General features: G+C 65.3%; 23 protein-coding genes and 1 tRNA gene. 15 read left to right on the top strand and 9 right to left on the bottom strand.

Annotated elements, in window-relative coordinates:
- The first annotated feature begins 77 nt into the window (after positions 1-77).
- Together MTR65_RS08445 and MTR65_RS08450 are read left to right on the top strand one after the other, a co-directional pair.
- Complete coding sequence (locus MTR65_RS08445; protein ID WP_243799108.1) at positions 78-2,432, top strand: GumC family protein; 2,355 nt, start codon at positions 78-80, stop codon at positions 2,430-2,432.
- A gap of 6 nt (positions 2,433-2,438) precedes the next feature.
- Positions 2,439-3,110 carry a sugar transferase gene (locus MTR65_RS08450; protein ID WP_243799110.1) on the top strand — a complete coding sequence of 224 codons (672 nt, stop codon included), beginning with the start codon at positions 2,439-2,441 and terminating at the stop codon, positions 3,108-3,110.
- 15 nt (positions 3,111-3,125) lie between these two features.
- Here the strand turns inward: MTR65_RS08450 and MTR65_RS08455 are convergent, their stop codons facing one another.
- From MTR65_RS08455 to MTR65_RS08465, 3 genes are read right to left on the bottom strand one after another with little or no spacing between them, the layout of a single operon-like run.
- Positions 3,126-3,851 carry an HAD family hydrolase gene (locus MTR65_RS08455; protein WP_243799113.1) on the bottom strand — a complete coding sequence of 242 codons (726 nt, stop codon included), beginning with the start codon at positions 3,849-3,851 and terminating at the stop codon, positions 3,126-3,128.
- Positions 3,844-4,815, bottom strand: coding sequence for an ATP-grasp domain-containing protein (locus MTR65_RS08460; protein WP_243799115.1), 972 nt, complete (start codon positions 4,813-4,815; stop codon positions 3,844-3,846). The genes MTR65_RS08455 and MTR65_RS08460 overlap by 8 nt, the downstream gene beginning before the upstream one ends.
- Complete coding sequence (locus MTR65_RS08465) at positions 4,812-5,984, bottom strand: glycosyltransferase family 4 protein (protein WP_243799117.1); 1,173 nt, start codon at positions 5,982-5,984, stop codon at positions 4,812-4,814. Before MTR65_RS08465 ends, MTR65_RS08460 begins: the two co-directional genes overlap by 4 nt.
- Before the next feature lie 294 nt (positions 5,985-6,278).
- Here MTR65_RS08465 and MTR65_RS08470 point away from each other — a divergent pair, with 294 nt between their 5' ends.
- The 7 genes from MTR65_RS08470 (at position 6,279) to MTR65_RS08500 (ending at position 14,563) form a co-directional block, all read left to right on the top strand.
- Complete coding sequence (locus MTR65_RS08470) at positions 6,279-7,946, top strand: hypothetical protein (RefSeq protein ID WP_243799120.1); 1,668 nt, start codon at positions 6,279-6,281, stop codon at positions 7,944-7,946.
- A 145-nt stretch (positions 7,947-8,091) separates the two neighbouring features.
- Entirely contained in the window at positions 8,092-8,913 is an 822-nt protein-coding gene (gene rfbF, locus MTR65_RS08475) for a glucose-1-phosphate cytidylyltransferase (protein ID WP_226637322.1), read from the top strand.
- Complete coding sequence (gene rfbG / locus MTR65_RS08480) at positions 8,906-10,063, top strand: CDP-glucose 4,6-dehydratase (RefSeq protein WP_243799123.1); 1,158 nt, start codon at positions 8,906-8,908, stop codon at positions 10,061-10,063. Before rfbF ends, rfbG begins: the two co-directional genes overlap by 8 nt.
- Positions 10,054-11,274 carry a DegT/DnrJ/EryC1/StrS family aminotransferase gene (locus MTR65_RS08485; RefSeq protein WP_243799126.1) on the top strand — a complete coding sequence of 407 codons (1,221 nt, stop codon included), beginning with the start codon at positions 10,054-10,056 and terminating at the stop codon, positions 11,272-11,274. Before rfbG ends, MTR65_RS08485 begins: the two co-directional genes overlap by 10 nt.
- Positions 11,267-12,526, top strand: a complete 1,260-nt coding sequence (locus MTR65_RS08490; RefSeq protein ID WP_243799128.1) for a class I SAM-dependent methyltransferase — start codon at positions 11,267-11,269, stop codon at positions 12,524-12,526. Before MTR65_RS08485 ends, MTR65_RS08490 begins: the two co-directional genes overlap by 8 nt.
- A 25-nt stretch (positions 12,527-12,551) precedes the next feature.
- Positions 12,552-13,553, top strand: coding sequence for an NAD-dependent epimerase/dehydratase family protein (locus MTR65_RS08495; protein ID WP_243799130.1), 1,002 nt, complete (start codon positions 12,552-12,554; stop codon positions 13,551-13,553).
- Positions 13,550-14,563: a glycosyltransferase family 2 protein gene (locus MTR65_RS08500; protein WP_243799133.1), complete on the top strand. Its 1,014-nt coding sequence runs from the start codon at positions 13,550-13,552 to the stop codon at positions 14,561-14,563. Before MTR65_RS08495 ends, MTR65_RS08500 begins: the two co-directional genes overlap by 4 nt.
- On the opposite strand, the gene MTR65_RS08505 is transcribed toward MTR65_RS08500, so the two are convergent.
- A complete protein-coding gene (locus MTR65_RS08505) occupies positions 14,508-14,939 on the bottom strand; it encodes a GtrA family protein (protein WP_243799135.1) in 432 nt (143 codons plus the stop codon). The two genes, MTR65_RS08500 and MTR65_RS08505, sit on opposite strands and share 56 nt — an antisense overlap.
- A 420-nt stretch (positions 14,940-15,359) precedes the next feature.
- Between MTR65_RS08505 and MTR65_RS08510 the strand changes: the two genes are divergently transcribed.
- The 4 genes from MTR65_RS08510 (at position 15,360) to MTR65_RS08525 (ending at position 20,650) form a co-directional block, all read left to right on the top strand.
- On the top strand, positions 15,360-16,493 hold the full coding sequence (locus tag MTR65_RS08510) for an acyltransferase family protein (protein WP_243799138.1): 1,134 nt from the start codon (positions 15,360-15,362) through the stop codon (positions 16,491-16,493).
- A gap of 213 nt (positions 16,494-16,706) precedes the next feature.
- Positions 16,707-17,537 (top strand): sulfotransferase family protein, encoded by an 831-nt coding sequence (locus MTR65_RS08515; RefSeq protein ID WP_243799140.1) that lies wholly within the window; start codon positions 16,707-16,709, stop codon positions 17,535-17,537.
- 339 nt (positions 17,538-17,876) lie between these two features.
- Entirely contained in the window at positions 17,877-19,079 is a 1,203-nt protein-coding gene (locus MTR65_RS08520) for a polysaccharide pyruvyl transferase family protein (protein ID WP_243799142.1), read from the top strand.
- Between the two features lie 170 nt (positions 19,080-19,249).
- A complete protein-coding gene (locus MTR65_RS08525) occupies positions 19,250-20,650 on the top strand; it encodes a diguanylate cyclase domain-containing protein (RefSeq protein WP_327194327.1) in 1,401 nt (466 codons plus the stop codon).
- 136 nt (positions 20,651-20,786) lie between these two features.
- On the opposite strand, the gene MTR65_RS08530 is transcribed toward MTR65_RS08525, so the two are convergent.
- From MTR65_RS08530 to MTR65_RS08545, 4 genes are all read right to left on the bottom strand, one after another.
- Positions 20,787-20,862, bottom strand: a tRNA-Lys gene (locus MTR65_RS08530).
- A 30-nt stretch (positions 20,863-20,892) separates the two neighbouring features.
- Complete coding sequence (folK, locus tag MTR65_RS08535; RefSeq protein ID WP_243799145.1) at positions 20,893-21,435, bottom strand: 2-amino-4-hydroxy-6-hydroxymethyldihydropteridine diphosphokinase; 543 nt, start codon at positions 21,433-21,435, stop codon at positions 20,893-20,895.
- A gap of 4 nt (positions 21,436-21,439) precedes the next feature.
- Complete coding sequence (aguB, locus tag MTR65_RS08540) at positions 21,440-22,315, bottom strand: N-carbamoylputrescine amidase (protein WP_243799146.1); 876 nt, start codon at positions 22,313-22,315, stop codon at positions 21,440-21,442.
- A 14-nt stretch (positions 22,316-22,329) separates the two neighbouring features.
- On the bottom strand, positions 22,330-23,181 hold the full coding sequence (locus MTR65_RS08545; protein WP_243799147.1) for a class I SAM-dependent methyltransferase: 852 nt from the start codon (positions 23,179-23,181) through the stop codon (positions 22,330-22,332).
- Positions 23,182-23,342: 161 nt separating this feature from the next.
- Here MTR65_RS08545 and msrA point away from each other — a divergent pair, with 161 nt between their 5' ends.
- Both msrA and MTR65_RS08555 read left to right on the top strand, forming a co-directional pair.
- Positions 23,343-23,879, top strand: a complete 537-nt coding sequence (msrA, locus tag MTR65_RS08550) for a peptide-methionine (S)-S-oxide reductase MsrA (protein ID WP_243799148.1) — start codon at positions 23,343-23,345, stop codon at positions 23,877-23,879.
- 128 nt (positions 23,880-24,007) lie between these two features.
- A complete protein-coding gene (locus MTR65_RS08555; RefSeq protein ID WP_243799149.1) occupies positions 24,008-25,087 on the top strand; it encodes a choice-of-anchor A family protein in 1,080 nt (359 codons plus the stop codon).
- Between the two features lie 247 nt (positions 25,088-25,334).
- On the opposite strand, the gene MTR65_RS08560 is transcribed toward MTR65_RS08555, so the two are convergent.
- Complete coding sequence (locus MTR65_RS08560; RefSeq protein WP_243799150.1) at positions 25,335-26,573, bottom strand: RsmB/NOP family class I SAM-dependent RNA methyltransferase; 1,239 nt, start codon at positions 26,571-26,573, stop codon at positions 25,335-25,337.
- Between the last annotated feature and the right edge of the window lie 73 nt (positions 26,574-26,646).

Here is a 26,646-nt window from a genome sequence, read left to right on the forward strand (position 1 = left end):
GGGCGGTGAACCATACTGCCCCCTCCTGACACCACACACATCGGATGGCCCCCGCGGCCAGCCCGAGGAGAGCGGAAATGTCGACGTCGATCGCACATCACGACCCTGACGCTTCGGTTGCGCTGCACCGCACATCCCCCCAGCCGGAAGGAAGCGCGATGGGCGCAGCCTCCGAGCAGATCGGGCCACAGGACCTGGTGCGCCTGTTCCACCGCTATCGTGGCATGATCCTCGCCATCGTCAGTGTGATCACCGTGCTCGTGCTCGCCCAGCAACTGGCCTCGCCCCCGCTCTATCAGTCCAGCTCCAACGTCCAGGTCGAACTGATCGACGAGGTTGGCACCAACCAGGCCGACGTCAACTCGCGCAACGCCGAGCGTGTCGCGAACACGGTACGCCTGCATCGCTCACGCTCGGTGGCCGGCCAGATCATCAAGGACCTCGACCTCCTGAACGACGAGAGGTTCCGCCGCGAACTGGGCAACGACAACCTTACCGGCAAGGCCTTGATGCAGCTTGCGATCAACCACCTGCTCGGGATGCTGGCGATCAATGCTGAAAGCGGTTCCGACCTCATCCAGATCTCGGTGACCTCGCGTTCGCCCGAGCTTGCCGCCGATATCGCCAACCAGCTGCCCGTCTCGGTCGGCATCCTGCGCAACGCCAAGACCAACGAGCGGCGCCAGGAACTTCTCGGTTCGCTTCAGGAGGAGCTCCAGACCCGCGAACAGGCCGCCCTCGACGCCGCCGCCAAGGTCGCCGAGTTCCGCACGCGCAACCGGATGCTTGTGGGCGCTGGCGGGGCCGAGGACCTCCAGCAGATCAACCGCATTGCCCTCCAGAGTGCAACGGCCAACGCCGCGCGCGATGCCTCGGCGGCCCGCAGCGCCGGAATTTCGCGCGCCAGCGAGATCCAGAGCACGGCAACCGCAACCTCGACTGCGCTCGATTCCCTGGAGAGGCGCCGCGGCGAACTCGTGGCGGAAAAGGCCAAGCTGAGCACCAGTCTGGGGCCCAATCACCCCGACGTGCGCCGGGTCAACTCGCAGCTGGCCACGATCGACACCAGCATCGCTCGCGAACGCAACCAGGTTCAGGCCGCGACCCAAGCCGTCGCCCGTGCCGAGGGTGAGAAGATGGCCCAGCTTGCCCGCAGCGAAGCGGCCGGAGCCGCCGCCATGGCCGCGCGCCTGCAGAACGTCGTCGGCAGTCTGTCGTCCAGCGCCTACCGCAACGCCCAGAACACGGTGGAGCTCGACAAGCTGGTGCGCCAGTCCGACCTTGCCGAAGCGGCCTACAAGGTCCTTGCCGAGCGCGTGGAGCAGGTGGGTGCCCAGATGCAGCTGCAGGGCGTGGCCTCGACCATCGTTTCGCCCGCGGTTCCCGACTACGCACCGATCGCGCCCAACCCTCTCAAGATGACGGTCACCGCGTTCCTGGGCTCGACCGTCCTTGCCTTCATGGCGGCCCTGACGCGTGAATTCCTGGACAACAAGCTGCGCACCGTCGCCCAGATCCGCCGCCTCTTCGCTCGCCCGACCCTGGGCATGCTGCCCCAGATCGCGCACGGCCTTTCGCAGGACCCCAAGGACAGCGTCGTGCTCACAGAACCGCAGTCGCTGTTCTCCGAAGTCGCCCGCTCGGCCTACTGCGACCTGCGCGCCTTGCGCCCGGGGCGAAAGGGCTCGCAGGTCGTCCTGATCAGTTCGCCAGTTCCCGGCGATGGCAAATCGACCGTCTCGCTCTCGCTCGCGGCAGCGGGCGTCGCGATGGGGGATCGCACGGTCGTCCTTGACCTCGACCTGCGCAAGCGCGGCGTGCTCCAGCGCCTGCAGGAACAGTCGCTGGCCCCGGACCTCGTCGACATCGTGACTGGCCGCGCGGACCTTGACGGGCTGATGCTGCCGCATCGCCGGGTCGAAGGACCGGATGACATCGCCCGGGATGAGCGCGATCTCGAGGCGATCCTGGGCAGCGAGCCGAGCGAGAAGCGCATCTATCTCCTGAGCGCGAAGGCACCCGTCGCGGAGCCCGCCGTGATCCTGTCCTCCCACCGGCTCACCGGCCTGCTCGAACAGCTTCGCGAACGCTTCGATCTCATCGTCATCAATGCCCCCGCCGCGCTGGCCGTGCGCGATGCGCGTACCATGTGCGACTTTGCCGACCAGACGATCCTGGTCGCGCGCTGGGGCAAGACCACCATCGACCAGATGCGCGCCGCCTTCGAGGTCATGGACACCGACAGGATCCGCGGCGTCATCTTCGACCAGGTCGACTACGCCGAACACGCCCGCCGCAGGTACGGGGACTCGGTGCAGTTCTACCGCTATTCGGCCGATTACTACACCTCCGACATCCCGCCGATCCCGACCTGGGGTGAGCGTATCCGCCGCATGTTCGCGCGTGGTGATTTCCAGCCAAGTGCGGCCTGAGGGACCATGGCCGACCTCACCGAGCCCCCCTTGCAGCCCCCCCCATCCCAGGAAGCCTTCCAGGCATCGCGCCCCGGCGGCCTGCGCCTGCTTCCGCGCACACTTGCCGCGCTGCTGCTTGTCCCTTGCGCGCCCGTCATCGGCGTTCTGGGGCTGGGCGTGGCGCTCAGCATGGGCCGTCCGGTCCTGTTCCGGCAGGAACGCTCCGGCCTTCATCAGGCACGCTTCACGCTCTTGAAGCTGCGCTCGATGCGCAGCGCTTTCGATGCCGCGGGAGCGCCCCTGCCCGACGAGGCGCGCGTCACGGGCCTGGGCAAGTTCCTGCGCCGAAGCCGTCTCGACGAACTGCCTGGCCTGTGGAACGTGGTGCGCGGCGACATGGCCTTCGTGGGACCGCGCCCGCTCCTTCCCGAAACCATCGCACAGCTCGGCGAACGCGGCCGACAGCGCGCGCGCGTCCGTCCCGGGCTCACCGGTTGGTCGCAGGTCAACGGCAACACCCTGCTCTCACTTGACGAGAAGGTCGCGCTCGATATGTGCTACATCGATAACGCCAGCCCGCGCCTCGACATGCAGATCCTTTTGCGCACGTTCTGGGTGATGCTGGGCGGGGAACGCCGGGCCCCGCAGATCGAGACGCCCCGGGTAGAGACCTGCCCATCCGACGCTGCCGAATAGGCGCCGCCCCGGACCTTACTGCACGCTCGCCGTACCTCTCCGAAGCGTAAGCCCATCCAGCGAACCGACGACATGGTGCGCGCGGTGCGCAAGGGTAGGTGCTGCGCCGCGATGAACCCTGTCGGGCCGTAGGACCTGGATCGTCGTCCACCCGCGTCGGCGCGGCTCGAGGAAGTCCTTGGCCGCGTTATCCGCGATATAGACATGCGCCTCAGGAGGACGCTGCGACCATTCCTCGACAAGCGCATAGCCTAGAGGGTGCGGCTTGCCGCAGCCCGGGCCCAGTTCGCCGGTCAGAACGATCCGCCCCAGCCTCTCATCCAGGCCGAGCGCACGCACCTTGGAGCGCTGCATGCCAGCAGGCCCATCCGAGATCAGCGCGCAGTTCGCGCAGATCGCCCGCGCAAGAAAGCGCGCCGCATCAGCGGCGAGCGCAATCTGAGGGTCATGCGCACGGTAGGCCGCGACCAGTTCGCCAATCAGTTCCTGTTCACCGCCGGCGCCCAGTTCTTTCAGTGCCTCGTTGAAAATCGTTCCGCGAAGGCCCGCCTCGAACAGGGTGCGGCAGGCCCGGGCAAAGCCTTTCCGGCCCGTGCGCTGAAGGACCAGCGGCTCCAGCGCGGCAAACCCGCTGAAGGCGAAGTCGCGTTCGAGGTAAAGGGTGTCGTCGAGATCAAGGACGAGGACGCGTCCCGTCAGATCGAGGCGTCCGCTGTCCTCGGGCAGGTTTGGATCAGCCAAGGAAATGGGCCGCGTCGTAGCGCACCATGGTCACCCCGGCGCGCCAGTCAGAAGGGTCCACCGGTGCGCGGCCCAGAACCCGGCGCAGGAGGTTCTCGGCAAAGCGTCCCCCTGCATGATCGGCAAGCGGGTACCCACCACCGAAACGCGCGTTGATCTCGAACACGCGCAGGCCATGGCAAGGGTCATCGATCAGCTGGAAGCACAGCGCCCCTTGTGCCCCGGGAAGGGTCCGCGCGATGGCCTCGGCAATCTCGATCATGCGGGAATCGCGCAAGGTGCGCCCCTTCTCCACTTCGCCCGCGCGCACCGAAAGGCGCTCGTGGGGAATGGCGCACAGCATGTGCCCCTCGCCATCAAGGTACATGTTGATCGTGTATTCGGGACCTTCGAGCAGGTCCTGCACCAGCATCGGCTCGTCGTAGAGGGCGCAAATGTCGCCGGGACCTTCCAGCACGCCGATACCGCGGCTGGCGCTCCCTCCGACCGGCTTGGCGAAGAGCGGCCAGCTCCATTCGTCCGGCGCTGCGCGCACCGCCTCGATGGGCGCGGTGCGCGGCACCGGAACACCGGCGCGCTCAAGCACCTCGGTCGTCCGGGCCTTGTCACGGACAATGGCGATCGTCTCGGGCGCGCTCACGTGAACCAGCGTTCCAGCCGCCGCGAAGTCCTCACGTGAAGCGGCCAGTGCCTCGAGTTCGGTGTCGATGGTCGGCACCAGCAGGTCGATCCCGTTCGCACGGCAATATTCAAGAAGGCGGGGCACGTAGTCGGGGGTGGTGCAGCGCGGCACGGCAAAGCTGACATCGGCATCGAGACACGCCGCGCTGAGGTGCGGCGTGAGGTCGCAGGCATGCACTTCGATGTCGACATCCAGCACCTTGCCCGCTCGCCGGAAGCATCGGGTCAGCTCGACCCGGCGTCCCGCCGACGTGAACAGGACCCGCAGCATCGGCACGCTCATTCGCTCCTCGCCAGGGCATGCGCCTTATCCGGCTCCCGCCGGCGCGCGCTTCGCCGTGAACCTCCTGAGGACAGACCATGGCCGGGAGACTGCCGCAAGACCTCGTCCCAGCGGCGCAGCACGTAGGCTGGCCGAAAGCGTAGCATCGAGCGCGCCGCCGCCTCACCCAGCCGTTCGCGCAGCGGCGCATCGTCAAGCAGTCGCGCAAGCGCCGTGGCCAATGCTGGGCTTGTGTCCGCGTCCTCGACCAGGAGGCCGTTCTTGCCGTCCGAGATCATGTCCTCGGGACCGAAATCGCATCTGGTCGCCAGCACGGGAAGTCCAGCCGCCATGGCCTCGGCCAGGGCATTGGGGAACCCCTCGTAGCGCGACGAGAGCACGAAGACATCGGCCTCGCGGATCCAGGACCGCGGCCTTTCACCAAGTCCCTGCAAGACAATGCGCCCCTCCATGCCCCTCGCGCGGATACCGGCCTCAAGCGCCTCGCGATCGGGGCCTTCCCCCCAGATGGCAAGACGCCATTGCGGGTGATCGGCTGCGATCCCGGCGAAAGCCTCGATGAGCCGGTCAAACCCCTTCTGATAGGTGAGACGCCCGACCGCGCAGACGGTGTAGCTGGCCCCCTCCCCGCGCACGACATCGGGTTCGGGCACGGGGTTGGGAATGGTCGCCAGCCGCCCCTGCAGGTCGTGCGCAAAGCAGCGGCGCACCCCTTCGGTCTGGCAGATGATGGTGTCGGCACGGCGGTAGAACCAGCGCAGCGCCAGGTTCCACAAGGGATGCAGTTGCTGCTGCTCGGGGTTGTTGCGCTCGGCGCAGATCAGGCGGGCAGGATGGCCCTGCACCGCAAGGGCCGCCACCAGGTTGATCTTGGTCAGGAACGAGAGGACGACATCGGGACGGCGCCGGGCAACAAGGCCGCGAAGCGCCATGACCCGTCCTGCAACGCCCGAAAATCCGGAGCGCCCGCCCAGCCGGAAGACCCGGCTCACGACGGGAAGCTCGTGGTAGATACGCGCCTCGTCGGTATCGAAAGCGGCGACGTCCACCTCATGGCCAGCTTCGACCAGGTGGTGCGCCAGCTGCGCGATGACCTGTTCCGCGCCCCCCGCACCAAGGCCCGAGGTCACGATGAGAATGTGTTGGGGTGGAGTCTGGCTAGAAGGCACGCGGCAAAATCCGTCTTCCGGTCTCACGCAAGGAGCCCCCGCACGGAGCTCTGTCGGTTCTCCCGAGCGTATCAGATCGCGCCCTCCGGAAATCTGGGAATACGGTCTACCCCTTTTGGCCCGACCCGCAGCCCTTGGGAGACCTACGCCCCGGCTTCGCGCCCGCCCGGCGCTCTCGCGATCCCCTTCGTAGGAGGCGCTACCCGGAATGGGTACGTCCGAATCGCGCTCGCCTCGCGGCCTGCCAATCCTTCAGATTTCACAGGATCAACAGCGAGAAATGCAGGGCCACAGATGCAACGTGTCGAGATCGCCGAGGACTGGATGGAGCTTCGCCCCGAATACGCCGAGGCCGTGCATGTTCGTCCTCGGCCAAAGCCTCTTGCCCGTCTCGAACTTGCAGGGCTCGGAGTGCTCGGGATCATGTTCCTGGGGCTTGCGGGACGGCTCATGTCCACCCCGCTCAGCCGAGACGAAAACCTGTTCCTCACGGTCGCCCGGCTGGGCGGAACGCAGGACATCTATCGTGACCTTGGCTACAATCACCTGCCCATCCTGCCCTGGCTGCTGGGAGGCCTGTACGACCTTGTCGGAACCGAACATTTCCTCCTCGTCGCGCGCCTGCTGGTGTTGGCCGGATGGGCCACGGCGCTTGGCGCGATCGGGCTGATCTGCCGCCGGACCGAAGCCGGGTTCCTCGCCTTCTTCACCGCCGCGTGCCTGCTGATGGGCAACGTCCTGCTGCTGGGCGGCGCCGGGATGCTGGCCACCAACAACCTGCTCCCGCTCGCCCCCGCGTTGCTGGCCTTCTACGCGCTGCTGCACGGTATCGGATCCACACGTCCCTCGCCCCTCGCCTGCTTTGCGGCGGGTGTCCTGGTTTCCTGCGCCATCGGCCTCAAGGCTAACTACATCTTCCTGGCCCCGCTCTTTGCGCTTGCGACCCTGTTCGCGCCAGCTCCACGCGGGTTCGCGCTACGGCTTCTGGCCGGGACCCTTCCGCTGGCGGCAGGCGGCCTGCTCGCAGGGCTGCCCGTCCTGATGTATGTGGTGTTCGATACGCAGAGCTTCTTTGCCCACACCCTGCGCTATTTCACCGAGTTGCAGCCTGCCTACTGGGCCGCGTCGAGCGAACCCAAGGTGGACACTCTCGCCGCCAAGCTGCTGCTCGCCGAGAGCATCTGGCTTGCGAATGCAACGCTGCTCACCCTCGTGGGGATCGTGGCGCTCGCGCTCATCCCCACAATGCGCACGAACATGCGTGAGAGCCTCCGCCTTGTCCGGGGCTGGAGCGTCGTTCTGGCGCTTGGCCTTGCCGCGACAGGCTTCGTGGTGGCTTTCGTCCCCTCGCCCTCGTTTCCGCAGTATTTCGTGCCCCCGATCCCGTTTCTCATTCTGGCTGTTGTCCTGCTGCGCGCCCGCACGGCAACGCCCGACCTTCCGGGAGCCCAGGCGGTGCTCGGGGCCATGGCGCTCCTCGCCCTTGTCGGATGCGCATCGCGGATCGGGCCCGGACTTGTCCAGCTGGCCCGGCCCCAGCAGTGGGAGACGATCAGCCTGCACCGCGACATGCGCGCTCTGGCGCGCGAAGCGGGCTTTTCCGGCGGTGAACGGGTGGCAACACTCACCCCGGCCCTAGCGCTCGCGGGGAACTTCGCCGTCCCCCCCGAATTCGCGGCGGGCCAGTTCGTCTACCGCGTTGCGCCCTACATTCCGGCAGGTGACCGGCGCTACTACACCACGACTTCCGCCGCCGGGCTGGCCGCCTTCCTCGACGCGGCCCCGCCTCCAGCGATCCTGATCAGTGGCGAGGAAAAGCTGGAAGAGCCCTTCAAGGCCTATGCCCTGTCCCACGGCTACACCGGCTATCGGCGCCGCCACAAGGGACGGACCATCGAACTCTACCGCCGCCCGGATGCGACGCCTGTCCTGCCCCGGGCGGGCGGGCCCTCCACCCTTTGAGTGTCCACCTGGCTAAACCCGCCTAACCCCGATGCCCATTTCGCCGCACACCGCGCAAGCCTTACCCTTCCTGCATGTCCCGAAGCGAGACCTTCAGGAGCGCTTCCCAACCGCTGATCCCAATCACTGATCGGAGCCTTGGAACATGAAAGTCGTGTTGCTCGCAGGGGGCCTGGGCTCCCGCCTTGCCGAAGAGACGGTTCGCGTCCCCAAGCCCATGGTGGAGGTCGCCGGACGGCCGATCATGCTGCACGTCATGGATATCTATGACCACTGGGGCCACAACGACTTCATCGTCGCGTGCGGCTACAAGGCCATGGCGATCAAGAGCTTCTTCCAGGACCTGCACCTGATGTCGAACGACTTCACGGTGGGGATCGGCAATGGCGAGATGGCGCTGCGCCCGACCAGCAAGATCGACTGGCGCGTCTCCGTCGTCGACACCGGGCTTGCCACGATGACCGGCGGACGCTTGCGCCGCCTGCGCTCCTGGCTCGACGATGAAACCTTCATGGTCACTTATGCCGATGGCGTAGGCAACGTCGATATCGGCGCACTTCTCGACTTCCACCGTTCGCACGGCAAGCTTGCCACGGTGACCGCGGTGCGCCCGCCAGCCCGCTTCGGCAACCTCGAGATCGAGGATGGCCAGGTGGTCGAATTCACCGAGAAGGTGCGCAAGTACGAAACCTGGATCAACGGCGGTTTCTTCATCTTCGAACCGGGTGTTCTCGACTACCTTGAGGGCGACGAGGAACCGCTCGAACAGGCCCCGCTCACCCGCCTCGCCCACGACGGCGAACTCATGGCCTACCAGCACAAGGGCTTCTGGCATCCCATGGACACCGTGCGCGACCGAGACACGCTCGATGCGCTGGCCAACCAGACCCTTCCGCCCTGGATGGACTTCGAGAACGGGCAGGCCGTCCTGACCACCGATGCCCCCACGAAGCTCATCAATGTCTGAAGGCGCCGCCTCTCTCGGGCAGACGCTGGCTGACACCTATCGCGGCAAGCGGGTGCTGGTGACCGGGCACACCGGCTTCAAGGGGGCCTGGCTCAGCCTGTGGCTGAAAGCGCTCGGCGCCGAGGTCACGGGCATTGCCCTTCCCACCGATCCCGACGGCCCCGATTTCGGCCGCGAGGTCGGAATTACCGAGCTCATCGACCACCGCATCGCCGACATCCGCGACGAGCGCGCCTTTGCAGAGGCTTGCGCGGGGCTCGCTCCCGACATCGTCTTACACCTCGCAGCCCAGGCGCTGGTGCGCCCCTCCTACGCAGCGCCGGTCGAGACGTTTGCCACGAATGTCACCGGCACGGCCGTGGTTCTCGACGCGGTGCGCCGCATGCCCAGCGCCCGCGCGGTCGTCGTGGTGACGAGTGACAAGTGTTACGACAACCGGGAGTGGCACTGGGCCTACCGCGAGACCGACGCCTTGGGCGGAGCCGATCCCTACAGCGCGTCCAAGGGCTGCACCGAGCTGGTCGCAGAGGCCTTTCGCCGCTCGTTCTTCACCGATCCTAAGGGCTGCCAGATCGCCACCGCGCGCGCGGGCAACGTCATTGGCGGAGGCGATGCCTCGCTCGACCGGCTGCTTCCGGACATCGTGCGCGCGACCCTTGCCGGCCAGCCGGTCACGATCCGCAATCCGGCCAGCGTGCGCCCCTGGCAGCATGTGCTCGAACCACTAGCGGGCTATCTCCTCCTCGGCGCACGCCTCATGGGCGAGAACGGCCAGCGTTATGCGCAGGGCTGGAACTTCGGGCCGAGTGCCGAAGATTTCCTCGACGTCGAAGCCATCGCGCAGCACGTCGTCGCGGCCTGGGGCGAAGGAGCCCCGCGTATCGTCTTCGGCAAGCGGCCCGACGACCCGCACGAGGCGGGCCTGCTCACGCTCGACAGCAGCAAGGCGCGCGCCGTGCTCGGCTGGACACCGCGCCTTTCGACCGCAGAGGCCGTGCGCATGAGCGTGGAATGGTACCGCGAGGCCTGCGCACACGGCACCGACATGCGCGCCTTCAGCGCCGCGCAGATCGCCCGCTTCAGCGAACACCCCACTTCCCTCACCCCGCGTCAACCATCCATCGAAAGGGCGGCAGCAGCATGCGCGTAAACTACGGCCAGACAGTCCACGGCGAGGAAGAAATCGCCGCCGTGCTCGAGGTGCTGCGCACCTCCACCCAGATGGGCCCCAAGGTCCGCGAGATGCAGGAAAAGGTCGCCGCGCTCTTCGCGAAGGAGCACGGGATCATGGTCAACTCCGGGTCCTCGGCGAACTACCTCGCGGTCGAGCTGCTCGACCTGCCCAAGGGCAGCGAGGTCATCACCCCGGTGCTCACCTTCGCAACGACGGTCGCCCCGCTCGTGCGCGCAGGGCTCGTGCCCAGCTTCGTCGATGCCGCGCCTGGCACCTACAACATCGATGTCGACAAGATCGAGGCGATGATCACACCGCGAACCAAGGCGATGATGATCCCCTCGCTGATCGGCAACCTTCCCGACTGGGACCGCATCTGGGAGATCGCTCAGGCCCATGGCCTCATGGTGATCGAGGACAGCGCCGACACGCTGGGCGCCACCTTGCATGGCACCAGCACGGGCACACGCTCGCACATCTCCACGACCAGCTTCTATGGCAGCCACGTCATCAACGCGGCGGGGAACGGGGGCATGCTCTGCGTTTCGGATCCGGACCTTGCGCGGCGCGGCCTGCTGCTGCGCTCATGGGGGCGGACAAGTTCGCTCTACGTCGATTCCGAAAGCGTCGACAAGCGCTTCAACGTCGAGCTCGACGGGTTCAGCTACGATGCCAAGTTCCTGTTCGAGGAGCTGGGTTTCAACGTCGAGCCTTCCGAGATCGGCGCGGCCTTCGGCCTTGTCCAGCTGGGCAAGCTGGAACGCAACATCGCCGCGCGCGAGCACAACTTCCAGCGCCAGTACGACTTCTTCAAGGCCTACGAGGACTGGTTCGAACTGCCCCGCCAGATGCCCGGCTCACGCACCGGCTGGCTGGCCTTCCCGCTCACCATTCGCGAGGATGCGCCCTTCACCCGGCGCGAGCTGCAGACCTGGCTGGAGGGGTGTGACATCCAGACCCGGCCAGTCTTTACCGGCAACATCCTGCGCCAGCCGGCCATGAAGTCGGTCACCGTGGCGCGCGATCCCGCGGGCTATCCAGTCGCCGACGATGTGATGCGCGGCGGCATCCTGCTTGCTTGCCATCACGGTCTTACGGACGCGCATATCGACTACATGCACGCCAGTTTCGAGGATTTCAGCAACGCGCTCGCCGACCAGCGCAGCCGGGAGGTTTCGAATGCCTGAGAACACGACCATGCCGCCGCTCGCCACCAACTCCACGTTGACCGCCTGCAGGGCCTGCAAGGCGCCTTCGCCCTACCTGTTCCTGCCGCTGGGCGACCATGCCCCGGCGCAGATGCTGATCCGTCCCGAAGACCTTGATCGCCCCCAGCCCGCGTTTCCACTCAACACCCAGGTGTGCCTGGAATGCGGCCTGATCGAGATCGCCGACCAGATCCCGGCCGACTTCTTCCGCCATTACCTCTACGTCCCCTCGGGCGCGGCGCGGATGCACACGCATTTCCACGATTTCGCCGAGGTCCTTGCCGGGATCGCGGGCGAGGAGCTGATCGTCGACATCGGCAGCAACGACGGGCTGCTGCTCGCCGCCTGCAACACGCTGGGCTGCACGACACTGGGTTTCGATCCGGCCGAGAACATCGCCGAGCTCGCCGCCCAGCGCGGGGTCGAGACCTTCCTTGCCTACTTCACGCCCGAGACGGCCGCGCAGGTCCGTGACGAACGCGGGCCGGCCAAGGTGATCGTCACCACCAACACTTTCAATCACATCGGTGACCTGCACACCTTCATGGAAGCGATCTGCATTCTCCTGGCCCCCAACGGCACCTTCGTGATCGAGGTTCCGCGGGCCAAGGAGTACATCGAGCACACTGAATTCGACAACATCTACCACGAGCACGTCTCCGAGTTCAGCCTGCTCTCGATTGCCAAGCTGGCGGCGAACTTCGACCTCGAAGTCACCGACGCGCTTTCGCTTCCCGACATCCACGGCGGCTCGATGCGCGTCTTTCTCACCCGCAAGGAAGCACCGCGTGCGCCCAGTGACCGGGTGGGCGCGATGCTGGCCGAGGAAATGGGTTCGGGGATGCTCGAACAACGCACCTACGACGAGCTCGCCTCGCGGGTCGAGGAGATGGGCCGGGAAACCCGTGCAATGCTCGATGACCTGAAGGCGCAAGGGCTCAAGATCGCGGGATACGGGGCCTCGGCGCGCGGCAACACGCTGATCACGCACTTCGGCATCGACACGCGCTATCTCGACTTCCTCGTCGATCGCAACCCGCTCAAGCACGGGCTCTACTCCCCCAACACGCGCATTCCGATCAAGCCGGTGAGCGCGATCGAGGAGGAGGCACCCGACGTCCTGTTCGTCCTTGCCTGGAATTTCTTCGACGAGATCTACGAGCAGCAGGAGGCCTTCCGCGCGCGCGGCGGCAAGTTCCTGGTCCCCCTGCCCTCGCCGCAGATCGTCTGACTGACGCCCGCCTCAGGAGGATTGCGTGCCTTCCAGTGTCTCTTTCGTAACAGGTGCCGCCGGCTTCGTCGGCGCGCACCTGGTGCGGCGTCTCCTTGAACGCGGGGGGCAGGTCCACGCTCTCGTGCGGCCCTCGACCCGGCTCGAACGGCTGGCCCCCGTGCTGGACCGGATCACCCTGCACCGGCTCGATCTTGCCGACCGTACGGCACTGGAGGCCTGCCTCAAGGAGGTTTCGCCCACCCACGTCTACCATCTTGCCGCGGATACGCGGCCACAGGCGGCCTCTCCCATCGCGGCGGTCGACGCCGCGATACACTCCAGCCTGACGTCCACACTGCCCCTTGTGGAGGCCCTGGCCTGCCTCCCCGTACCGCCCCGGATCATGGTCCGCGCGGGAACACTGGCCGAATATGGTCCCACCGACGTGCCCAGCCGTGAGGACGGCCCGGTCCGTCCGACCACGCCCTACGGCGCGGGCATGCTTGCCGCGACCGCCGCCCTCGACGTCCTGGCCGCCAGCCTGCCCTTTCCCGTCGTCACGGCCAGGCTTGCCTTGTGCTACGGCCCCGGCCAATCGCATGCCTTTCTCCTTGCCGAGGCGATCGACGCCTTCCTCGACGAGCGCCCGATAGCCCTGTTGGCGCCGGACGATTGCCGCGACCTGATGCACGTCGACGATGCCGTTGCGGGCTTGATGCGGATCGCCGACATCGTGCCCGCCAACTGCCCCGTCATCAACATCGGCTCGGGCCATGCGCCGCGCATGGCCGACGTGCTCGACACGCTGCGCGCCCTGATCGGAGCCCCCGAGAACTTCGTACAACCCGCCAGTGGAGCCTCGCGACGTCCTGCGACGGAACTTCGCACCTGCCCGGAACTTGCCTGGCATCGTCTTGGCTGGCGCTGTGAGATCGGGCTGGAGGAAGGACTTGTGCAAACCATCGCATCCGAGCGCCGCGCACGCGCCGCCCGCTGTGCCGAGGCCCATCTTGCCGCGCCCCGTCTTGCCGAGACCTTCTCGTGACCGGCCCCGGCATCACCGGGTTCACCGGCACGCCCCGGACGCTGGTCTCGATCCTGGTTCCGGCCTACAACGAGGAAGGCAACGTCGTTCGCTGCTACGAGACCATCGTCAAGGTCTTCCGCCAGCTGCCGGACTATGACTACGAGATCATCGTCACCGACAACCACTCGACCGACCGGACATTCCCGCTGCTGGAAGAACTTGCGGCGAAGGATCCCGCACTCAAGGTGATCCGCTTCTCGCGCAACTACGGCTACCAGCGCTCGCTGCTGACGGCCTACCAGGCGGCCAGCGGGGCCTGCGCAATCCAGCTCGACTGCGACCTGCAGGATCCGCCCGAACTGATCCCCAAGATGCTGCAGCTCTGGCGCATCGGGCACCAGGTCGTCTACGGTATCCGGCGCACCTTGCAGGACGGGTTCGTAATCGCCTCGCTGCGGCGCCTCTACTACCGCTTCGTCTCGTTCATCAGCGAGGACGAGCTCCCCGTCAACGTGGGCGAATTCCGCCTCGTCGACCGGCGCATCCTGGTCGAGCTCCAGAAGGTTACCGATGCCTCGCCCTACCTGCGCGGGCTCATCAGCGCGATGGGCTTTTCCCAGGTCGGGCTCGAGTACGACCGCATGGGCCGCACCGAGGGAGAGAGCAAATTCCCTCTGAAATCGATGCTTTCGCTGGCAGTCGATGGAGTGCTCAACCATTCGCTGCTGCCGCTGCGCCTCGCCTCAATTGCAGGGCTGGTGATCGGCCTGCTCAGCCTCCTTTTGACCTTCGTCTACCTGGTGGGGCGGCTCATCTTCGGGCAGGCCTGGCCGGACGGCTTTGCCACGACCACGATCCTCCTCCTGATGTCGATCGCGATCAACGCGATCTTCATGGGAATCCTGGGCGAATACGTGGGCCGATTGTTCCTGCAGGCCAAGACCGAGATCAAGCCGATCGTCGAGAGCCAGCTCAACTTTCCGCAGGTCGTCTCGCTTGTGAAGAACGGAAAACAAGGCAGCGAGTGAGAACGAAAAGGCAGGCGGCATAGGCAAGGACGGCCAGCCCCTGCACCAGCGGGCTGCCCGCATGTCCCAGCGCCCGCCCGGCAGCCACAACCCCCAGATTGACGGCATAGGATGCCGCGAAGGCGAGCGCATAGGCCCGCAGAGCCCGGCGGCTCATCGGTTCCCGGCGGCGATAGGTAAACCTGTGATGCAGCGCATAGGAGATCGGAAAGCCCAGCGCGAAACCCAGGACGTTGGCAGCATAGTCACCGACCCCCGCAAAAAGCCAGGCCAGGATCAGGCCATAACCGATCGCCGTATTGCCAAGCCCGACAAGACCGAAGCGCAGAGCCAGCAAGAGTTCGGAGCGCAGTGCCGCCGCGCGCAGGCGGGTCACCCGAGCACCTGCCGCGCCTGGCAACGGAGGCTGCTCGGGCTCGAACGGGCTCCGGAAGAGTAAAGCTGGACAGGCGTTGCCACGAAGACGCTCCTTTCAGGGGCCGGGGGGACATGCTCGCGGACATGCGCGCCAGGCCTGACGCACGCTCTCCACGCTGCCCTCCCGCCCTCGCCGGAACAAGGGCGCAAAGGGGTGGGCCATGGCCTTTCGGGGGCTCCCCGAAGTCGCCCCGTCCTGGCCAGTTCGCTCCATCTTTCGAGGCACATCGCGGCAATTCAGGGCAATTGACCCGGGCCGCCTTCCCCGCGAGGCTCAACCTCGCGTCCCCGCGGAATCCGGCACCGGCCAGGCCCCGATCCTCCCGTCTGCCCTCGACCACTTCGGGACCCAGTACAGGATCACCAGGCCCTTTCGCCCATGCTCGACCGGCTCGACACCCTCGCCCCTACGGCTCCCGACCGACTTGCCCCGCGGACGGCCCAGAGCGCGGCCGCGCCCGAACGCGCGCACGCTCAGGACCGAACCTTCAACACCACCGTCCACGCCCTTCGCGGGGTGGCCGCCTTCATGGTGTTCCTTGCGCATATGCTCGGCGGCGTGGGTGAGCACGTCTACGCCAACGTCCCGGCCTACCTCGCCCTGACGTACGCGCCCTGGAACTTCGGGCGCTGGGGCGTGTGGCTCTTCTTCGTGATCAGCGGCTTCGTCATCCTGCCCAGCGTCATGCGCTATTCCCCGCGCGAGTTCGCCCTGCGCCGCCTGCTGCGCCTTTACCCGCTGTTCCTCGCCTTCTCGCTCGTATTCATCTTGGCGAACGCTCTCACCAATGCCTATCCCGCGCTCAACGACTGGCGCTCGATCGTGCCTGCGCTGCTGATGATCAACCTGCTCACCCACACCGAGCAATTGACGCCCAACGCCTGGAGCCTGAGCTACGAAGTCGTCTTCTACACGCTTTGCTGCCTCATCGTGCACACCGGCGTTCGCACGGGAAACAAGGGCCTCACGCTAGCCCTCGCGGCCATTTCACTGGTATTTCTGTGGCGCTATCCCGCCATGGCGTTCTTCCTTGGGGGGATCGCGGTACGCCTGCTCCACGAGCGCCGGGTCTGGCCACCGCTACGGCTACGGCCCTGGCTCGAGATACTGGCCTTCGCTGCGTGCCTGATCCTCGCCTCGGTGCGGCACTATACCTTCGGGCACAGCGACCTCTCGGACCCGCGTACCTACGCAGTGTTTCTTGCCACGGTCACCTACTTCTATCTGGCGATCAGCCCGAACAGCCTCACCTCGCGCCTGCTGGCAAACCGCTTCTCATCCTATCTCGGCACGGTTAGCTACAGCCTCTACATCTGTCATCCCTACACCTACTACGGGCTGCGCGCGGTATTCGTGAAAGCCGGCCTGTTCACATCGGACTGGCTCGTCTCGATCACGCTCTTCCTCGCCTGCACGATCCCGCTGACGTTGCTGCTGACCGAAGGTGTCTACCGCGCGCTGGAACGCTACCCCTACCGGCGCTTCTTCCACGAGCGCATCTTCCACAAGTGAGGCCTGGCACTGACCGGAAGAGCCACAAGGCCGCCTGCCAAATGCCCCTTTTTGCGCAACGCTCAACCTAAGAGGTAATTGCGAGGCTGCCCGCGCAACTTGTACGAAAAAGGCACCAACAACGTTTGCAGCCGTGGCGTCCCCTGACACAAGCCACTCGCCGTTCACGTTGTCGACCGTGACAGTGCATCAACCGGAAGGCCTTGTCCGCCCATGCAGTTCAATGACATCGACTTCGTCATCATTGGAGCCGCCAAATCGGCGACAACCTGGCTCCAGAAGCAACTGCAGTCCGACCCGGGGGTCTATATGCCAGACCCGGAACTTCACTACTTTTCGCGGGAGTACGCGCGCGGTCCGGACTGGTACCTCTCGCAGTTTGGCACGGATCCGGCGGGCCGGACCGTTGGCGAGAAGTCCAACTCGTACCTCTATTCACCCGAGGCGGCGACCCGTCTGCATCGCCACCTCCCGCACGTGAAGCTGGTTGCCCAACTGCGCAATCCGGTCGAACGCGCCTATTCGGGCTACTGCATGCTGTTCCGGCGCGGAGAGGTCGGCTCGGACATCACGTCCTACCTCGATCCTGCGGCAAGCGAGAACATGCAGCTCCTGGGCTCGGGGAACTTCGCCGCGCACCTGAAGCCCTATATCGACCTCTTCGGTGAGGAGCGGCTTCTTGTGCTGTTCTTCGAAGGCGTCATGGGCGATCCCGACGCGCAGATGGCTCTTGTTCGCTCCCACCTGGGCCTGCCTTCGCGCGCTCTCGCGAGCGATGGCGGGGGGAAGGTCAAGGACAAGACGGTCCCGCTCGTCCCGCCCATCTTGCGAAAGCGCCTTGCCTGGATGAAGCCCCTCGCCCGCCCCTTGCGCGGCACGCCCGCCTTCGAATCCATGCGGGGCCTGATTGCCCGAAAGGTCCAGTACCCGCCGCTGACGGAGGATCTGCGCAAGCGTCTCAACGACTACTACAGCCCTTCGATCGAGGCCCTGGAGCGGATCAGCGGCCAGTCCCTTCGCCACTGGTATGGCCCCACGCCATGAGGTGGGCATGCGAATGCCTGCGCTGAGGGGCACGGCCTCCCCCTTCCCCAGTGGGTCGCTCGGTCCTTCGCGCCTGGGCCTCGCTCCCATGGGCATGGGCGATGTCGATAACGTGCTAATCCCCTTTATGCAGATGTGCCCCAGCGCGCGCCCTGATAACCCAGATCCTGCGAAGGCTAACGCCAAGGCAGCGCGATACAGGGTCAGATGCATATGCTGGACACGCTCTGATCGAAGCATCTTCCAGGCAAGCGAATGGCAGAACCCACAAGGCCGCCCCCACTGCGGGATCACCGAATGCGGACACAGCGGGAGAGGGTAACAACGATGAAGAAATTCGTGATCACCGGCATCCAGATGCGAAACAAGGGCTCCCAGGCCATGTTTCTCTCGCTGTATTACACCCTGCGCTCCCTCTATCCCGATTGCGAGGTCGTGGGGTTTGCCAACAAGTATGATCACCCAGAACAATACACCTTCGACATGCTGCCTTACGACGACTACACCCGCCGTGTATTCAAGTATCACCTCAACAAGATCCTGCCCTTGGAATCGCTCCTGACCTATTCGGTCAGCCTCTGGAAAAAGAGCGACAAGTGGAACGGCAAGGTGCCTGCCATGGAGAAGGCGCTGCGCGAGGCCGACGCCATTTTCGATGCCAGCGGCTACACGCTCGGCTCCGGCTGGAGCAAGGAGGCCGGAGAACTGCTGCTCCAGACGATCCGGATCGCGCGGTCCTATAACAAGAAGATCATCCTGATGCCGCAAAGCTTCGGGCCCTTCGACTGGGCAGATGAGGACAATTCCGAGTTTCTTGCTCGGATCAAGGACGAACTGGAATACTGCCTCAAGATCTACGCCCGCGAAAAGGAGGGCTACGACTGCCTCACATCGCTTGGCCTCAAGAACGTCGCCTTGTCGCAGGACATGGTCATCCGCGAGAAGATCTTCCCGACAGCCCAGGACATCCACACATCCCTGGCAGCCAAACCGTTCGACCTGCCCCCTGAAGATTCCGTCGGCTTCATTATCAACCAGAACGTCTTCCGGATTGGCGATCCGGACGCCGTCCTCGATCTCTATGCGAAGATCCTGGACCGGCTGATCGACAACGGCGAGAATGTCTACATCATCAACACGTCCACCGCCGATACGGACCTTGTAAACGGTGTCCTCGGCAAGGTCCGCAAGCCCGAGCGCATACAGATCATAAGCGGAGAACACTCGAGCCCAACCCTGATCGAGATCATCAGCCGTTTCAAATACGTCGTTGCATCGCGCTACCACTCGGTGGTGTTTGCCTATAGGAGCGGGGTTCCGGCCGTGATCCTCGGCTGGGCCAGCAAGTACACCGACCTCGCCGAGCATTTCGCGCAGCAGGACTACGTCGTCGACATCCGGGAGCCCGACACCAGCCGGATCTTCCAGCAGATCGACCGCATGAGCGCGGAACACGCAAACGAGTCCCTACGCATCAAAGGCGCACTGGAGAATATCCAGACCACCTCCGTGGTTCGCGAAGCGGTCAGTATTCTGGCCTAGCTGCGTATCGCCCCGCGATGGCGACGCTGACCTGACAGCGGCGGCGCCTCGCGCCGAGGCAAAGTCGGTTGACGCCAATACGAGAGCTTACACCTACCCTCACCCTAGGCCGCCGTTTTAATTTGGCCTTTACCCTCAGGACCTTCCCGGCACGGCAAAAAGGGTATGGGGTGGAGCACGACATTCTCACGATTGATGGCGATCCCATCATGACCCAGATTCTCAGCGAACAGCTCGCCCCACTTGCGCGGCCTCGCGTAGCCGCGAACGCAGGCGAGGCGATGAAGCAGATCGCTCAGCGCGTGCCTGACCTGATCCTGCTGGACACCGAGCTCTCCGGCACCCACGGAATTGATCTGTGCCGCGCGCTGCACGGCGACGCGCGCCTTGCGCACGTGCCCATCATCTTCCTCACGGCACAGACCGCGGAAAGCTTCGAGACCGAAGGTCTGGAAAACGGCGCCGTGGACTTCATCCCCAAGCCACCCCGCGGAGCGGTTTTGCGCGCCCGCGTGAAAACACAGTTGGAACTGGCCCGCCTGACCCGCGAACTCGAGCAGCTCAACCTGACAGATCCGCTGACCGGGCTCATCAACCGACGCCGCTATGAGGAGGTGCTGCACAACGAGCTGGCCCGCGCTCGCCGAAGCCGCGAACCACTCAGCTTGATCCTCGTCGACCTCGATCATTTCAAGCTCTTCAACGATCAGTATGGCCACGCTGCGGGTGACGAGTGCCTGTGCAAGGTCGCGCACCTGTTGCAAACCTGCGCGCGCCGTCCCGCGGACGCGGTCGCGCGCATCGGCGGGGAGGAACTGGCGCTGATCCTGCCCCACACGCCGGCAGCTGGGGGCATGGAGGTTGCGCAGACGATCCTGACAGCTCTGGAGGACGCCGCGCTCCCACACCTGCGCTCCCGGGTTGCAGACCATGTCACCGTCAGCCTCGGCCTTGCCTGCCTGGAGCCATCCTGCGACATCGACACGGAAACCACCGTCGAGGCCATAGCCCGGAACCTGGGAGAACGTGCTGCGCAAGCCCTTACCGAAGCGAAAGACTCAGGCCGGGCTCGCTTCGTCTATCGTTCGGGCCATCGCCGCCCGGCACCTACCGAAGAAGCATCCCCTGAAAAAGGTGCTCTTTGGCCCGAAATCAAGGGCATCGACAACGAGCTGTCGCACCACCGCCTGTGCGGCAATCGCGAGCTTTTCATCACCCTTGTTGCCAAATTGCTTGAGCAGTTCGAGGACCTTGTCGAACCGCGCAAGTACGCGGGCATGGAGGAAGATGAGGCGACTCTGCACTTCGCCCGCCGGCTCTACAAACTGAAAGGGAGCGCCGACACGCTCGGCGCAACGCACCTGGAGTCCCTTGCCGCGGGCGCCGAGACAGCCTTACGTCACGCCGATGACGCGCAGATCGCCCTGCTGGTACGCTCCATCCACGAGCACCTGGACGAGATGCGCGCCAGCTGCGAAGCGCTTTCCCCGCTACCCTTCCAGATGCCCAGCACGCCGACGGCCTTCCCGCTGCGCTCAACAACTCCTGGCAACAACATCGCTCGCCCCTGACGCCAGAAAGCACCTGCACCTGCCGCGGACGCGCACAGCTCCACACGAGGCTGGCCTGCCTGCGTCTTTCAGCAACCGCAAATTTGCCACATGATCTTTGCCCACGGGGCAAATTCAGAATGGTGTCTGGAAAAGGTGGTGAGCCCTGCTGGGTTCGAACCAGCGACCTACTGATTAAAAGTCAGTTGCTCTACCGACTGAGCTAAGGGCCCCCGATGCCGCTTTGCGGATCTGGTGGAGGCTCACCTAGGGGCATGTCGGGGCTTGGTCAAGCGGGTGTGTAACTGGTTGATCGACAAACCTGTCAGAGGATCGCGCCAGGTGCCCGCTATGGCGCGGGCGGGGGCGAGGACAAAGTCGCGTTGGCGGAAGGCAGGATGGGGCAGGACGAGACTGGTTTTCCCATCATCCTCGGCCCAAGGGCCCCCGCTCCACAGCACGATATCAAGGTCAAGAACACGCGATTGCCAGTCCTGGCCGAGGCGTTTTCGTCCCAGCCGCGCCTCCATCGCGAGAAGTGCGCGCATCATGGCCAAGGGCGCCTGCCCAGTCTCGACGATGGCGGCCGCGTTGAGGTAGCGTCGGCGCGAGGGCCCGACCGGTGGTGTCTCGAGGAAGGGAGAGATCGCCGTGACCTCGCCGATTTCCTCCCCGATCAGATCCAACGCGCGCGTGAGAACCCGGCACGGCGCGCCGATGCGCGGGTGGCGCATGTTCGAACCCAGGGCGATGAGATAGGCGCCCTCCTCATCGCGAGCCACGCCCTGCCTCGCCGTGCCGGTCACGCCCTCAGACGTCCTGCGCGATGCGGCCGTAAAGCTGGGGGCGGCGATCTCGGAAGAAGCCCATCCCTGCACGGTGCTTTGCCGCACGTGCAAGATCAAGCGTTGCCACCAGCACGCCCGTCTCTTCCTTGCCGAATTCGGTGACGTAATCACCCCATTCGTCGGAAATGAAGGAATGGCCGTAGAACGTCTGCTCGGTCCCGCACTCGGTTTCCACGCCGATGCGGTTGGCCGCGATCACCGGCATGCAATTGGAGACCGAATGGCCGATCATCGCGCGGCGCCACATGCGGCTGGTGTCGAGCGTGGCGTCGTAGGGCTCGGAACCGATGGCGGTGGGGTAAAGCAAGAGTTCGGCGCCCATCAGCGCCATGACGCGCGCGCATTCGGGATACCACTGGTCCCAGCACACCCCGACACCCACGCGCACGATCTCTCCGTTCACCGGAACGTCCCAGACCTTGAACCCGTCGTTGCCCGGGCGGAAGTAGTACTTCTCCTCGTAGCCCGGTCCGTCGGGAATATGGCTCTTGCGGTAGGTCCCCATGATCGCGCCGTCCGGACCGATCATCGCGAGCGTGTTGTAGTAGTGGTGCCCGTCCTTCTCGAAGAAGCTGGTCGGGATCGTCACCTTGAGCCTTGCGGCCAGTTCACGCATGGCGATGACCGAGGGATGTGCCTCGGTCGGGCGGGCCAGTTCGAAGAGTTCCTCCTCCTCGGTCTTGCAGAAGTAGGGCCCCGAGAACAGTTCGGGTGGCAGGATCAGCTGCGCGCCCTTGCCCGCCGCCTCCTCTACAAGCGCAGAGACGGCGGCGATGTTCTCGGCCTCGATCTGCGAGCCGAGGGGAAGCTGGAGTGCGGCGACGGTAATGGTGCTCATGGACCGGGCCGATATCAGTCCCGCTTGCGGAAAAGAAGCGTCATGCGGTCGCTTTCACCGATGGCCGCGTACTTGGCCTTGTCCTGTTCCTTGAGTGCGAACTGCGGCGGCAGCGTCCACACGCCGCCTTCCCAGTTGGCGGGGTCCTTGGGGTTGGCGTTGATCTCCGAGCTGGCGACGAGCTCGAAGCCGTTAAGCTCCATAAGCCGCACGACGTCGGCTTGGCGCAGGTAGCCCTTGCTGCCATTGGAGTAGCTGAAGGGTGCATCGGCTTTGGCGCGGTGCTGGACCACGCCCAGCAGACCATCGTCCTTGAGGAGCGTGCGCATGGCCTTCACCTCGGCGTCGGCAATGTTCCAGTTCATCATGTTGTGCAGCATGCGGAAGAGGACGATGCGGTCGTACGAGCCCTTCTCGGCATCGGGAATGTCCTTGAGCGTCATGCCCGAAACCGAATCGGGATCGACACCGGTCCATTCAACGACCTTGCCCGGAAAGGCCGCGGCCGATTCGGCGAGCTTGCTGCCATCGAAGGGCACCACGTCCGGGTTGAAGTAGAGGCCCGTCAGGTGCCCCTCCTCGGCGAGATAGGGCGCGAGCATGCGCGAATACCAGCCGCCGCCTGGCGCGTATTCGCCGACCTTCATGTCGGGCGCGACGCCCATGAACTTCAGGGTTTCCACGGGATGGCGATAGACATCGCGGGCGCGGTCATCCTTGCGCGCCGGGGTCGCGGCGGCAAGTTCGAGCAGCGCCTCACAGCCGTTACACGAGACGACTTCGGCGCCATCCTCGGCCGCATCGGCGGCGACCGGGGCCGCGATCAGGCCGAGGCAGGTGGAAAGAGCAAGCATGAAACGGCGCATCGGTATCCTCCTAGGCAGGGCGCGGGTTCTGTCCGGAAGAGATTGTCCGCGCGCTATTTCCCTGAAGCGCGAACCTAGTGTCCGCCCGGCCAATGACAAGCACGGTTTCGATCCCTATCTGCACAGGTCCCCCCCCCCCGATCACAAGGACAGGACAGATCATGGAAACAGCCATCGTGGCAGGCGGATGCTTCTGGTGCACCGAAGCGGTATTCCGCGACGTCATCGGCGTCACCGAAGTCGAGAGCGGCTATATCGGCGGCACCACCGAGAACCCCACCTACAAGGAGGTGTGCACGGGCGCGACCGGCCATGCCGAAGGCGTACGCCTGACGTACGATCCGGCCGTCATCTCCTATGCCCAGATCCTCGACGTGTTCTTGGGCACGCACGATCCGACGCAGCTCAACCGCCAGGGCAATGACGTGGGCACGCAGTACCGCTCGGCGATCTTCCCCCTCGACGATGCGCAGCGCGCCGAAGCCGAGGCCGCGATCGTGCGCGCGGGCGAGGCCAATACCGCTCCGGTAGTCACCACGATCGAAGGGCCCGCAACCTGGTACCCGGCCGAGGACTACCATCAGGAGTACTGGGAAGGCGAAGGTCAGCGCAATCCCTACTGCATGGCCGTCATCCCACCCAAGCTCATGAAACTGCGCAAGAGTTTCCAGAACGCCGTGAAAAGCGAAAAGGCCTGACACATGCCTTGAACGAAGGACTGTCCTTGGACGGGACAGTCCTTCGATTAACCTTTATACAACTGCCAAGTCCTACTAGGTGAACCGAAAGTCAGGCACCCGCCGTTAACCCAGGTTCTCCTCATTCCATGACCGACATTCGCAAGATTGCCCTTGGTGCGGCCACTCTGGCCGCGGCCCTCGCCCCTTCCGCCGTTCTTGCCGACTCGATCCCGATGGTATCGGGCCTCGACATCCTGCGGACCTGGAACCTGGTGGTGCTGGGCAACCTTGATTCCACCTCGGAAGTCGAAGGCAAGACCTGGGTCGGAGGAAACCTCACCGGATCCTCCTCGAACTACCAGATCTCGGGCAGCGTCGACAATTCGAACGGCATTTCGGGGCTGACTGTGGTTGGCGATGTCACCGGCAACATCAAGAACCTCAACAACGGTTCAGGCGCTATTGTCGGCGGCAACGTGGCGAGCGGGTTCAACCTCAATGGCGGCACGCAGACGGTGCTGGTCGGCGGAACGATCAGTAACACCAACGTGAACAGCAACGTGGTGCAGTCGGGCCTTGGCGCCAGCGATCCCGCTTTCGTGCAGAACCTCACCCAGCAAAAGAGCCTGATCTCCACCTCCACCCAGGAACTCTCCTATACGCTGGGTCAGATGGCGGCGACCGATACGGTCGCGATCAGCGGCAACCGCGCGACCTTCACGGCGACGCCCGGAGCCGACGGGACGGCGGTCTTCAACATCACCGCAGCCCAGCTCGACAGCGTGGGTGAGATTTCGTTCGACACCGGCGGCGCGGACACCGTGATCGTCAATGTTTCAGGCAAATCGATCACGCTCAACGACAACTTCCTCGGCGATGCGAGCGGCCTTGGCGAGAACGTGATCTGGAACTTCCCCGAGGCCGAGGAACTGAGCCTCTCGACCGCATGGAAAGGCTCGGTCCTGGCCCCCCACGCGAACGCGCGCACGGGCAATTACATCGAGGGTTCGGCCGTCTTCGGCAGCCTCGACCAGGACGGCGAGATGCACGTGGGTACCTTCGCGGGCGGATGGGATCCCAGCGGCGATCCCCATAGCGGATCGACCTCGGGTGGCAGCACCTCGGGCGGAACCGACGTGCCCGAACCCGGCATGCTGCTGCTCTTCGGCCTTGGCCTGGGCGGTCTTGCCCTGATGGTGCGCCGCCGCCGCGCCCTCGTGGGCTGAAAGGCAGAGAAAGCAAAAGGAAGATTCCGAGGGCCATCGCCCTCGGGCACCCCAAACTGTCTGGCACAGTGTGCTCGCGCGGCTCTGGTGGAGGTGGGAAAGGCTGCTATCCGGAAAATTGAGGGGCGAAGCCCCTCTGGAATGATCCGATGCATGCCCTCACCGCCCGCCCACGAAATGGGCGGACAAAGGCGAGGTCGCCAATTCTGGGGTCAAGGAGCGATGGCCCCTTGATAAATGATCTCTTCTACACCTTGCGCCAGCGCGCGATGAAGAAGCCGTCGAGACCGCCCTGCCCGGCCAGCATGCCGGGATCAGTGCGCAACCAGCCTTCATCCGTTGGCGCCAGACCATCGGGAAGTTCGGCCTGCGTGATCGCTTCGGGCTGGAGTCCTTCGAGCGCGCGCGCCTGCGCTTCGCCTTCGGCCTCCTCGAGCGAGCAGACGGCGTAGACCAGCACACCGCCCGGCGCGAGCCACTCGGCGGCGCGGGAAAGCAGCTTTGTCTGGATCTCCGCCATCTCGTCGATCTGGCGCGGACCGATGCGGTGCAGCACTTCGGGGTGACGGCGGCAGGTGCCGGTCGCGGTGCACGGCGCATCGAGGAGGATCGCGTCAAACGGCGCCTCGGGCTCCCACTTCAGCGCGTCGGCCTGGACGACCTCGGCCGCAAGGTTCGTGCGCTCCAGATTTGCCCTCAGGCGTTCAAGCCGGCGCCCGGCAATGTCGAGCGCGGTCACGTCCCAGCCAGCCGCAGCCAGCTGCATGGTCTTGCCCCCGGGAGCGGCGCATAGGTCGAGCGCACTCAGCCCCTCGCCACCAGTCCCGAGAAGACGTGCAGGTAGACTGGCCGCCAGGTCCTGGACCCACCAGGCGCCCTCCCCAAAACCCGCAAGTTCGGTCACCGGCGTACCGCGTTCCAAGCGCACGTGGCCGGGCATGAGCGAGGTCCCGCCCAGTTTCTCGGCCCAGCTTTCCGTTTGAGCGGCGTCACGCAGCGCAATGTCCAGCGGCGGCGGCAGCGCGAGCCCCTTCGCAATGGCCTCGGCACGGTCACCCCAACGCTCATACGGCGCGTCGGGCAAAGTGGGCACGTTCGGGAGGAAAATGCCGCGCCGGGTGAGCGTGGAAAACACCCCATGGGCCAGACGGCGCGGACCACCAGCCAGAAGCGGCAGGCCGGTCGCGATCACGGCGTGGGCGGGCGTCTCGAGACGCAGCACCTGGGCCAGCATGATCTCCAGCACGGCCCGGGCCTTGGCGTCATCGGCGAGCGGCAGCCGCGTGGCGCTGTCGATCAACTCGTCGAGGTCGGCGCGCCAGCGCAGCACCTCGCCCGCGATGGCCCGGGCCAGCGCCCGGTCGGGCTCGCCGCGCACGCGCGAAAGCGCCGAGCTGGCGGCCTGGTCGAGCGTTTCGCCCCGCCGCAGCACGGCATCGATGAGATTAAGCGCGGCACGGCGCGCGGGAAGACCGGGAATATCCATCGCCGCGCCTTACAGGCGATTGCCTTTTCCCGCCAGTCGTCGCAGTAGGGGCTCCATGATCAAGCGCGCAACA

The sequence above is a fragment of the Novosphingobium mangrovi genome (assembly GCF_022818885.1).
GTDB lineage: Bacteria > Pseudomonadota > Alphaproteobacteria > Sphingomonadales > Sphingomonadaceae > Novosphingobium > Novosphingobium mangrovi.